Genomic DNA, 11479 nt, shown 5'->3' with positions numbered 1-11479 from the left:
TGTATGTCTCCTTTGTATAATTAGGGTGGTAACTATATTATACAAAAAAGAGAGCTGAGTGAAACATTTTTTTTAAATGTTACTCAGCTTTTTTTATTTTTTAGGAAATTATAATTTGATTAATTTGATGAAAAAATAAAAAATATTAATTCATTTGCATTCATATTAGATATCCTAATCGAATAAGCTTAAAATTTAACAACACAAAAAAGATGAGAAGAAAAAAATTCTTTTCAGCTTTTTGTATGGACTATTTAGAAAATGCAACAGCCCCCACAGCTACTATTCCTATTTTTTTCTTTGTTTTTCTTAAAAATTCATTTTTATACAGAACAGTTTATCTATTTAGTATTTTTAATTGAGCTGAGATTCCCTACCAGTAAACAGGAGAACCGAAGATTACTGTATCAGCTTCAAATATTTTATCTTCCAGAATGTTTGTATCATTGGTGAAGACACATTTTCCCTTACCTTCTTCAGTCTTAGATTTATAGCAGGCAATACAGCCACTCAACTTGTATTTTGTTACATCTATAAATTCTACTTCATTTACAGATGTATCAATTCCTGATTCCACAGCTTTTAGAACTGCTCTTGTGGGACTTCCATTTACAATTAAAATTACCACCTAGTATTTGAAATTCAAACTGCCTTAATTAAACTTGAAAAAATTTGTTTTGAAAAATTTTTCTTTTGAAAAAAATAAAATATAAAAAATTTATAATATTTATAGAAAAAAATATTTTATTTATTGACATGAAAAATGTATTGTGGTATATATATAGCAATAAAAATATCGGAAAGCATATCCGAATATCGGGAAAATAGAAGGGGAGGATAAAATGACTAAGGAAAAAAAATCTGATAAAGATACTTTACAGACAGTGGAAAAAGCATTAGATGTACTTTATCTATTGAGCGAAAGCAATTATATTTCAGCAAAAGATGTAGAGGAAAAAATGGGAATGAGCACAACGGCTGCTTATAGACTGCTGTCAACACTGACATCAAAGAATTTTTTGAGAAGAAATGAGAATGATAAAAAATACTATTTAGGTGAAAAAATACTTGTCCTGGGGTACAGAGCAGCAAGAGAGCAGAAATTGACGAAAATATTATTTCCTATAATGGAGAAAATAAGACAGGAACTTCAGGTAAATGTAATTCTTACTATGAATGTAGGGAACAAAAGTTTCTGTATGGAAAAGCTGGAGCATAATAAATACAGCAGTGAAATCCGTATAGCTATGGATAAAGGAGGAGCTTATACTCTGCATAAAGGAGGTTCTAATAGAACGCTTTTGGCTTTTATGCCTGAAGAAGAAAAAAAACAGTATATTACATCTCTTGATATCACTGAGGAAGAAAAAAATGAACTGACTCAAATAATGGAGAAGATAAAAAAAGAAAAGTATGATTACAGTCATGGAACTATGACACCTGAGCTATTTTCAGTAGGAGTGCCTCTTTTTAAAAGCAATGGAGATATTCTGGCATGTCTGAGTATTGGAGGAATACACAGTTCTCTTACTGAGGAGCATAGAAAAAATTATATAAATAAATTAAAAGCTATTGGAGAACAGATTCAGGAAATGCTGAAAATGTATTATTTTTAAATTTTTAATATAACAATATATAAAAATAAAAGGGGGAATTAATATGGCAAAAATTAAGTTGAATTTAGAACTGCTTGAAGCTGCTGTTTTAGGAGGATGTGTCCTTGGAGGCGGAGGGGGAGGGGCCATGTCTAAAGGATATAATACAGCAAAACTTGGGCTGGAAAAGGGGGATGTCTATTTAATTGATCCTGAAGATTTAGAAGAAGATGCATATTTAATAAATGTGTCTAATGTAGGAGCACCATCAGCAACAAATTCTTATGTAGCACCAGAAGATTATGGAAAAGTAATAGAATTGGTCAGCAGACAGATGAATGTAGATATAAAAGGGATAATTACTAATGAAGCAGGAGGAAGTGCTACTGTAAACGGTTGGCTGCAAAGTGCACTTCTAGGAATACCAGTAGTTGACGCTCCATGCAATGGAAGAGCTCATCCTACTGGAATAATGGGATCAATGGGGCTACATAAAGATTTTGAATATGTTTCTTACCAAGCTGCAATCGGGGGTAAAAAGGAACAAGGAAGGCATGTGGAAATGGTAGCCTCTGGTAATTTAGCTAGAGTAGCCAGACTGATAAGAGAGGCAGCTGTGGAAGCAGATGGGCTTGTCACAGTAGCCAGAAATCCAGTAACCTGCGGTTATGCAAAAGAAAATGGTGCATGCGGAGCTGTAAAACAAGCAATAGAACTAGGACAGGCTATGATAGAAGCTAAGCCTTTTGGATCAGAAAAAATTTTAAAGACAGTATGTGAAAAACTGCATGGGGAAATAATTTCAAAAGGTAAAATAGATAAACTTCAACTGGAATGTAAAGGCGGATTTGATGTAGGAGTAGTAAAAATAGGGGACACAGAACTTACATTCTGGAATGAGTACATGACAGCTGAGAAAAATAATCAGAGAGTAAGTACATTCCCAGATTTAATAATGACATTTGATGCACTTACTGGAACACCTGTCACTTCAGCAGAAATAACAGAAGGAATGGAAGTAGCTGTGCTGGCAGTAGACAGAAAATATATAAAATTAGGTACAGGAATGAAAGATTCAGAACTGTTTAAACAGTGTGAAAAGGCGGCTGAGAAAGAAATAATATCATATATATTTTAAAAACATATAGGGGGATGGAATATGGAAAACAAAAGAAAGCCAGTATCTGCATTTGAACCGAATATTATAATAACAGGGGTAATTTTAGCTGTACTATCAGCAGTAATATGTATGCAGTTGATAGGAAACGTAGGGGTAACACCAAATACATCTTTGATTGGAGCGATTTTTGCTATGATTTTAGCAAGAGTACCGCTGTCGCAGCTGTCAAGTTATAAATCTATGGAAAGACAAAATATGCTTCAGACTATTGTATCAGGTGCAGGATTTGCTGCTGCTAACTGCGGATTTATAGCTGTAGGAATTTTATGGGGACTTGAAAAAGTAGAGTATATTCTTCCTATGGCGATAGGGTGTATTTTAGGGACAACAATTTCAATAATAACAGTAGGAAAATTATTTGACTCACCTCTTTTCCCAGCTCAGGGGGCATGGCCTCCAGGGGTAGCAACTGCCAGTGCTATACAGGCAGGAGATGAGGGAGGTAAAAAAGGAAGAAGACTAATAGAGGGGTTAGTACTGGGGGTAATAGGAAGTTATTTTAAACTGCCTGTGGCAGGAATAGGAATAGTATTTATAGCAAATATCTTTTCTATGGCCGGATTAGGGGTAGGACTTGTACTTAGAGGATATTCAAAACAGATATTTTCTCTGTTTGGTATGGTAGATTTTAATCTTGGAGCTACAAAAATACCTCAGGGAATAATGATAGGTGCAGGAATAGTTGCACTATTACAATCACTATATATAATTTTTAAGAATAGAAAAAATGATGAGCAATTAACAAATTCAGTTACAGTTTCATCTAAAGATTCTAAAAAATCATTAGTATATGGGTTCGGTGGACTTATAGCAGCTTCGATTGTTACAGCTGTAATAACAGGAATTTTCTCAGATATGAGTGTCAGTGAAATGGCAGTATGGGTATTATGGTGTGCTTTTTCTTCACTGGTAGCAATGCTTCTTGTAGGAATGGCAGCAATGCATTCAGGGTGGTTCCCAGCATTTGCAATTTCTACTATCTTTATGACAGTAGCAATACTTCTTGGATTTAAACCGCTGGCAATAGCTGTAATGACAGGATTTATCGGTTCAGTAGGACCATGTTTTGCAGATATGGGATATGATTTGAAAGCAGGATGGATACTGCGTGGTAAAAGCGAAGATAAAGAGTATGAAAAGTATGGAAGAAAACAGCAGGTAATCATAGAAGCAATTGGAGGAATCATAGGAATACTGGTAGTATTATTGTTCTCTAAAGCTTTGATGAGTCAGAATGTAATACCTCCTATCAGTAAAGTATTTGCTACTACCATAACTGCTGGAGCAGATCCGGCAGCTTTAAAAGAAATGCTGATGTGGGCAATACCGGGAGCATTTATCCAGTTTATATTTGGTAAGAAAATGGTTGGAGTACTTTTTGCTACAGGGCTTCTATTAAACAGTCCTATTTATGGTATTGGAGTATTGATAGCTGTAACAGTAAGATTGATTTTTGGTTCAGAATTTATGGAAGTAAGAGATGCTGGACTAATTGCAGCAGATGGACTGTTTGGATTTGTGACTAATTTGATAAAAGTATTTTTCTAATATAGACTAGAGGGGGCAGAATATGTTAATAAAACAGTTTATAGAAATGTATGATATTTTAGACAGCAGTACAGCCAGCGGAGAGAAAGTAAAAAATTATCTTTTGAGTATAAAGCATGATGCAGATGTAGTTGTTTATCCGCTGAAAGGCGAAAGAGGAACAACTGATATGATAAGAATAACTATTCCTGGAGAAAAGGGAAAAGTAAAAGGGGGAACAGCTTCTACATTAGGGATCTTAGGAAGACTTGGAGGACTGGGAGCACGTCCAGAGAGAATAGGATTTGTATCAGATGGGGATGGAGCTTTAATAGCTTTATCTCTTGCAGCAAAACTGCTGGATATGCAGACTAAAGGAGATTATCTCGAGGGGGATATAGTAGTATCGACACATATATGTTCTAACGCTCCAACAAGACCGCATCACCCAGTACCATTTATGGGGTCTCCAGTAGATATCGCTCAAATAAATAAAGAGGAAGTAAGCGGAGCCTTAGAGGCAATATTGTCAGTAGATACTACTAAAGGAAACAGAATAATAAATCATCGTGGCTTTGCAATATCTCCAACTGTAAAAGAGGGATATATATTAAAAGTAAGTGATGATCTGCTGGATATTATGCAGATAACAACAGGGGAGCTGCCGCAGGTATTTGCTCTTTCTTTACAGGATATCACACCATACGGCAATGATATTTATCACTTAAATAGTATACTTCAGCCAGCTACTGCAACTGATGTACCAGTAGTAGGAGTAGCAATAACTACTAAAACAGCAGTACCTGGCTGTGCAACAGGAGCCAGCCACATTACAGATATGGAGGAAGCAGCAAGATTCATGCTGGAAACAGCAAAAGCATATACTAAAGGCGACTGTCATTTCTATGACGAAAAAGAATATGAGCTGATAAAGAAAACTTATGGTTCTATGAAGAGATTCCAGACTTTAGATGGAAAGGAGTAACTATGAGAAAGATAGGAGCAATAACAATAGGACAATCTCCGAGAAAGGATATTACCAAAGATATTCTTCCTATATTAGGAGATAAAATAGAATTAATAGAAGCAGGAGCATTGGACGGCTTAAAAAAAGAGGATATAGAGAAAGAAAAACCTGTAAATGGAGAAAAAGGGCTTATTTCTGTTCTTAATGATGGGAGCAGTGTATTTTTTGCTGAGAGATTTATCCAACCTAGAATACAAGAGTGCATTAATAAATTGGAAGAAGCAGGAGCAGAGCTTATACTATTTTTTTGCACTGGAAAATTTTCATATGATTTTAAATCTAAATTTCCAATTATTTTTCCATATGATATATTAAAAAATTTACTTCCTTTGTTCAGTGCGAATTCATCTATTGGAAATATTACTCCAAAAGCAGAACAGCTGGAGTATACTAAAAAGAAATGGTCTTCTATAATAAATAACATAGAAGCAGTACCTGGTTCTCCATATGGGGATATAAAAGAAATAGAAAAAGCAGCACTGGAATTGGAAGATAAAGATATCGATATAATAGTTTTGGATTGTATGGGATATACTTTAGAAATGAAAAAAATAGTAGAAAAAATATCAGGGAAACCTGTAATTTTATCAAGAACTCTTTTAGCAAGAGTGGTATCAGAAATACTGGATAATTAAATAAAAATTTATGGAGCAGGGAGAATAAAAACATTTTTCCTGCTTTTTATTATTCTTATTAATATCTTAATTTTTTGAACCCAAAATATAATTGATTTAATGCATATTTATTTACAACAAATAATGTAGATGTTATAATAAAATAAGTATTTAAGTTTTAATATTACACCAGAGTAATCTATATATGTAACATGGGAGGAAGTAAGTGGGAGAGAAGGAAAGAGTAATAGCACTATACAACTATATTTCAGAAGTTGCTAAAAGCTCAAAAGTAGTGAAAATTAAGGTTGATGAAGAAAAATGGAGTTACTATTTAGATAATTTACCTAAACATGAAAATGTTATTTTGAAATATAGAGACCTGGAAAATCAAGATGCTATTCAAGAAGATGATATAATATTACAAATAAAGAAGCCTAATTTTATAAAACCATTGATAATAGAAAAAGAATTATTGGAATGGATGGTAGGAGATTGGAAAGATTATAAAACAAAAGTAGAAATAAAAGAAAGTAAAATAATAGAAACAATTATTTTAAATGATCAGGGAAAGAATGAAAAAATTAGTGAAATAAAAACAATTCCTAAAGAAATTAAAGAAAAAATATATAAAGAGTTAGAGAAGAGAAAATTATGGGTGGATGAGCAACTTCTTATAGATAGAACAAGAGGTGTGTTTGATAGTTTGTATATTCAATATTTGGAGTTGAATAAGGCTACAGAAACATTGGAGATGTTGGTAGGAAATGGAATAGTAAAAATATCAAATAAGAACATAAGCTATCCAATTTTATTAAAAAGAATAAAAATAGAATTTGAAGCAGAAAATAATGTAATAACTATATTAGATACAGGGTCAGATGAAAATTTTTCATTAGAATTTTACACTAGTTTTTTAAATGGAATAGAAGATATAAATTTAGAAAGTACTTTAGAATTAGAAAATAAAGTCCAAGAAAAGAATTTACATCCAATGGATAAAAACAGTATAAAGAATTTTTTTAGAGAATTTATACATAAATTAAGTGCTAAAGGGCAATTTTCTGAAGATATGGAGATACCAGATCAAGAAGCTATAATTATTGAATATAGACCATTACTTTTTATTAGAAAAAAAGAAGACGGAATAGTAAAAGCAATAGAGAATATAATTGAAAAAATAGAAATTTTTGGAGAAATTCCAGAGCAATTATCTGAGTTAGTTGGAATAGTAAAAATTTCTGAGGATAAAAAAATAGAAAGAAGTATTCAGACTGAAGAAATTTTATTTACTAAAGAGTCTAATAAAGAGCAGATAGAAATAGCAGAAAAAATAGAAAAATATAATGCTGTTGTTGTACAAGGACCACCTGGAACAGGAAAAACACATACTATTGCAAATTTACTTGGACATTTTTTGGCACAAGGAAAGAATGTTTTAGTAACAAGCCATACTCAAAAGGCTTTGAAAGTTTTAAAAGAGAAAATTCCTAAAAATATTCAAGGACTTTGTATTTCAATTTTAGATAATGATAATAGTGATATGAAACGTTCGGTAGCCAGTATTTCAGAAAAAATGGGTTACTTTAATTCAGAAGATTTAAAAAAAGAAGTGGATATTTTAAAAAAAGATAGAATACTAGAATATAAAGAATTAAAAAATATAAAAGATCAAATGTATGCTATAAAATATCAGGAATCTCAATCAATTATTTACAATGGAAAAGGAATTTCTATAAAAGATGTTGGAATATATTTAAGAGAGAATGAAAATAAATTAAATAAAATTCCTGGAGAAATTTCTAAAATGGATCCTTGTCCAATTAATAATGAAGAATTAAAATTTATACAAAAGGAATATAAAAAAATATTAGAAGAAAATGAAGAAAAAGAAATAATTTTGGGGTTAAATGATATTTCTAATTTTATTGAACCAGAAAAATTTAAAGAGTTAATTGAAAAGAAAAAAGAAAATATAGAGAAACTAGAAAAAATTCTAGGAGGACAAAACTATATATTAAAAAATGAAAATCTATATATTGAAGGTCAGAAAATTATAGATTTAAAAAAATTTAAAGAATATGAGAATAGAAGAACAATCATTTCTAAAGAACTAAAAGATATTAGAGAATGGAAAATAGATGCAGCTATAGCAGGAATAACAGCTGGTGGAGATAGAGAAATTTGGGAAAAATTTATTGAAGATACAGAGAAGCTATATAAATATTCTGATAAAATAAAATTAAAACTTTTTAAGAGAGAGATAGAGCTTGATGGGATTAATGTAAAATCTGGAAAAAATCTTGTTTTAGAATTAAAAGAGGGAATAAAAAATCCAGGTTTCATTTTTAAAGGAGCTCTTAAGAAAGCAAAAGAAAATATAGGAACTAAAATAATTTTAGATGAAGAAGTAATTGAAACAATAGAAGAGTGTGATTTAGTATTAGAGTATTTGGAACTATTGTTACAAAAAGAAACGTTAATAAAAAGTTGGAAGGTTCTCATAGAAAATAAAGGTGGGATAGCTAGTGATATTCCAGAAGAAAATTTTATAGAGTACCTATATGAATATTTAGGAGAAATAAAATATTTTTTAAATTGGAATAATCAAGAAAAAAATAGTTTTTTAAATAATATAGAAAAATGTGGAATAGAAAAAGAAAGTATTTTTGAAGATAGAAATATTCATATTTCTTTGGAGGAATTAAGAAAAATATTAAATTCTATTCCTATAATAGAAAAAAGGATAGAAATTGGAGAAAGAGCTTTGGAAGTAATAGAAACTCAGAAAATATTTGAAGAATATTTGAGAAAAATAGAAAAAATAACTAAAGAAAAATCTCCTTTTGACAAAGAATTTAAAACTGTAATAGAAGAGGAAAATATTGAAGGATACTTTAAATATTTTAAAATTTTAAATGAAATGCTGGAAAAAGAAAAAATATATAATAAAAAAGAGAAAATTTTACAGAAAATAGAAAAAGTAGCTAAAAACTGGGCAAAATCTTTAAGAGAAGAAGAAATGATTGAAGAAATGCAAGATGTATATGAGAATTGGAAATGGAAACAGTTATCTCAAGAAATGGAAAGATTGGCAAAAGAGCCATATGAAGAGCTTCAAAAAGAAGCTACAAAAAAAGTTGAAACTTTAAGAAAACTAACTTTAGAACTAGTTGAAAAAAAAGCATGGTATCATGTTTTATGTTTTGTAGAAAAAAAAGAAAATCTTTTAGTGAATCAAGCACTTAGAGGATGGGGACAAACTATTCAAAAAATTGGAAAAGGAACAGGAAAAAATGCTCCATTATATAGAAAACAAGCTAAAGAAAAAATAGCAGCTTGCCAAAAAGCTGTACCTGTATGGATAATGCCAATGGGAAAAGTGATAGAAACTCTAAATCCTGCTGAAAATAAATTTGATATAGTTATAATAGATGAGGCAAGTCAGTCAAACATAAACTCACTGGTATTATTATATATGGGAAAAAAGGTTATTATAGTTGGAGATGACAAACAAGTAAGTCCATCAGATATAGGAGAAAGTGTTGAGAAAAGCAATATGCTTAGAGATAAACATATTAAGGGAAAAATTAGCAATGATGACTTATATGGGCTAAGATCTTCAATTTATTCAATAGCAACAACAACATTTACTCCTTTGATGTTGAGAGAACATTTCAGATGTATTCCAGAAATAATTGGCTATAGTAATAAAACTTCTTATGATTATAAAATTAAACCTTTGAGAGAGTCAAGTGCATCTAAATTAAAACCAGCAGTGGTCAACTATAGAGTCAATGGACAAAGAAATGATAAGAAAAAGATAAATGAGGTAGAAGCTGAAACAATAGTGAGTCTAATAAAAGCTTGTCTGGAACTGGAGGAATATGAAAATGCTTCTTTTGGAGTTATATCTCTTTTAGGCGATGAGCAAGTAGAATTGATTCAAAAATTAATTGTTGAAAAAATAGTAGCAACAGATATAGAAAAACATAGTATTTTATGTGGAAATCCAAGCCATTTTCAAGGTGATGAAAGAGATGTTGTATTTTTGAGTATGGTAGATAGTAATGATGAACCTGGACCTTTAGGAATGAAAAGGGAAGGAATTGAAGATGGGAATAAAAAAAGATACAATGTAGCTGTTAGCCGTGCTAAAGATCAACTTTGGATAGTACATTCTTTAGATATGGCAAATGATTTAAAAGATGGAGATATTAGAAGAGGACTGCTAGAATACAGTGAAAATCCACAAAAAGTTATGGTAGAGGAAAGTGTAAAGAAAAATTCAGATTCAATATTTGAAGAGGAAGTAGCAAAATATCTTTATGCCAGAGATTATAACATAATACAGCAATGGGAAGTAGGAGCTTATCGAATAGATATGGTAGCTTTTTTTGAAAATAAAAGAGTAGCTATAGAGTGTGATGGAGAGCGATGGCATAGTACAGAAGATCAAGTAAAACAGGATATAGAGCGTCAAGATATACTAGAACGTTGTGGATGGGATTTTATTAGAATAAGAGGAAGTAATTATTTTAGAAATCCTGAAGATACAATGAAAGAAGTAGTGGAAAAATTAGAAAAAAAAGGAATATACCCAGAAAAAACTAAAAGTGAAAATTATGAAGCAAAAGAAGAGGAATTATTAAATAAAATAAAAAGCAGATCTTTTGAAATAATGAAATCATGGAAAAGTGAAGCAGACACAGATGAACCAGAAATTGTTAAAGGATTAAATGATATAGAAAGAACAATAAAAGAGGAAAGAATAAAAACTCCAGAATTAAATTTTAAAGCAGAAGATTCTAAAACTGAAAATGAAATGAAATTGCAACAAGAGGAGATGCCTTTTACTAAACAAAAGCAAATTAAAGCAGATGATTCAAAAGAAGAGAAAAATAAGAATGATAAGGATATTTTTTCTCTTTTAAAAGAGGAGAAAATAGAGTATATTGATAATAGAGAACTTTCTGGAATAATTTGGATAATATATGAACCTGAAAAAGAAAAAATAATAGAGAGATTTTTACAAGAGAAAGATTATAAGCATTCATTAGATAAGAGAGGAACAATAACTACAAATAATAGAGCAGCTTGGAGAGTAAAAGCTATTATGGAGGAAGAAGAATGGAAAAGAAAGAATTAAAATTTGAAGTATTAAATGAATTGGGTACTATTTCAGAAGGGAGCAAAGGTTGGAAGAAAGAGCTTACTCGTGTAAGTTGGAATGCTGAAGAGCCTAAATACGATATTAGAACTTGGGATCCAGAACATAAAAAGATGGGAAAAGGTATAACATTAACTGAAGAAGAATTGAGAAAACTAAAAGAATTAATTGATAAGGAAATAGAGCTTTTAGATAGATAAAATTGATAGTGTGAAGTTTTCTCTGTAAATCATAACTTTCTATGATAAAAATTATTTAATTAAAATTTATTTATATACTAAAATATACTAAATATTTTTTCTATGCCAAGGGGCTGTTGCAAATTTAAAATAGTCTAATTACCAAAAAAGCTAACTTGAAGTTTTC

At 30.7% G+C, this 11479-nt stretch carries 8 protein-coding genes; 7 read left to right on the top strand and 1 reads right to left on the bottom strand.

The features are described from left to right. Window positions 1-373 precede the first annotated feature (373 nt). On the bottom strand, window positions 374-628 hold the full coding sequence (locus tag E6771_RS07065; protein ID WP_316090526.1) for a flavodoxin family protein: 255 nt from the start codon (window positions 626-628) through the stop codon (window positions 374-376). Window positions 629-842: 214 nt separating this feature from the next. On the opposite strand from E6771_RS07065, the gene E6771_RS07060 reads away from it, so the two are divergent. From E6771_RS07060 to E6771_RS07030, 7 genes are all read left to right on the top strand, one after another. After that, window positions 843-1616: an IclR family transcriptional regulator gene (locus E6771_RS07060; protein WP_316090525.1), complete on the top strand. Its 774-nt coding sequence runs from the start codon at window positions 843-845 to the stop codon at window positions 1614-1616. 43 nt (window positions 1617-1659) lie between these two features. Further along, on the top strand, window positions 1660-2733 hold the full coding sequence (locus tag E6771_RS07055) for a DUF917 domain-containing protein (protein WP_316090523.1): 1074 nt from the start codon (window positions 1660-1662) through the stop codon (window positions 2731-2733). 21 nt (window positions 2734-2754) lie between these two features. After that, on the top strand, window positions 2755-4323 hold the full coding sequence (locus tag E6771_RS07050; protein ID WP_316090522.1) for an OPT/YSL family transporter: 1569 nt from the start codon (window positions 2755-2757) through the stop codon (window positions 4321-4323). 22 nt (window positions 4324-4345) lie between these two features. Next, window positions 4346-5287 carry a DUF1177 domain-containing protein gene (locus tag E6771_RS07045; RefSeq protein ID WP_316090521.1) on the top strand — a complete coding sequence of 314 codons (942 nt, stop codon included), beginning with the start codon at window positions 4346-4348 and terminating at the stop codon, window positions 5285-5287. A gap of 2 nt (window positions 5288-5289) precedes the next feature. Continuing rightward, entirely contained in the window at window positions 5290-5964 is a 675-nt protein-coding gene (locus tag E6771_RS07040; RefSeq protein WP_316090520.1) for an AroM family protein, read from the top strand. Window positions 5965-6169: 205 nt separating this feature from the next. Next, the gene (locus E6771_RS07035) at window positions 6170-11092 is read left to right on the top strand and encodes an AAA domain-containing protein (protein ID WP_316090519.1); all 4923 of its coding nucleotides are present in this window, start codon (window positions 6170-6172) and stop codon (window positions 11090-11092) included. Next, on the top strand, window positions 11074-11313 hold the full coding sequence (locus E6771_RS07030; RefSeq protein WP_316090518.1) for a YdbC family protein: 240 nt from the start codon (window positions 11074-11076) through the stop codon (window positions 11311-11313). Before E6771_RS07035 ends, E6771_RS07030 begins: the two co-directional genes overlap by 19 nt. Window positions 11314-11479: the final 166 nt, after the last annotated feature.

Source organism: Fusobacterium sp., assembly GCF_032477075.1.
GTDB lineage: Bacteria > Fusobacteriota > Fusobacteriia > Fusobacteriales > Fusobacteriaceae > Fusobacterium_A.
Note: the sequence above shows the minus strand (reverse complement) of the source record. Positions and strands in the feature narration are given on the sequence as shown.

Bases quoted from the DNA above. Each gene is read 5' to 3' on its own strand.
- E6771_RS07060 (WP_316090525.1), top strand. From the start codon at position 843: ATGACTAAGGAAAAAAAATCTGATAAAGATACTTTACAGACAGTGGAA.
- E6771_RS07030 (WP_316090518.1), top strand. From the start codon at position 11,074: ATGGAAAAGAAAGAATTAAAATTTGAAGTATTAAATGAATTGGGTACT.
- E6771_RS07045 (WP_316090521.1), top strand. From the start codon at position 4,346: ATGTTAATAAAACAGTTTATAGAAATGTATGATATTTTAGACAGCAGT.
- E6771_RS07055 (WP_316090523.1), top strand. From the start codon at position 1,660: ATGGCAAAAATTAAGTTGAATTTAGAACTGCTTGAAGCTGCTGTTTTA.
- E6771_RS07040 (WP_316090520.1), top strand. From the start codon at position 5,290: ATGAGAAAGATAGGAGCAATAACAATAGGACAATCTCCGAGAAAGGAT.
- E6771_RS07050 (WP_316090522.1), top strand. From the start codon at position 2,755: ATGGAAAACAAAAGAAAGCCAGTATCTGCATTTGAACCGAATATTATA.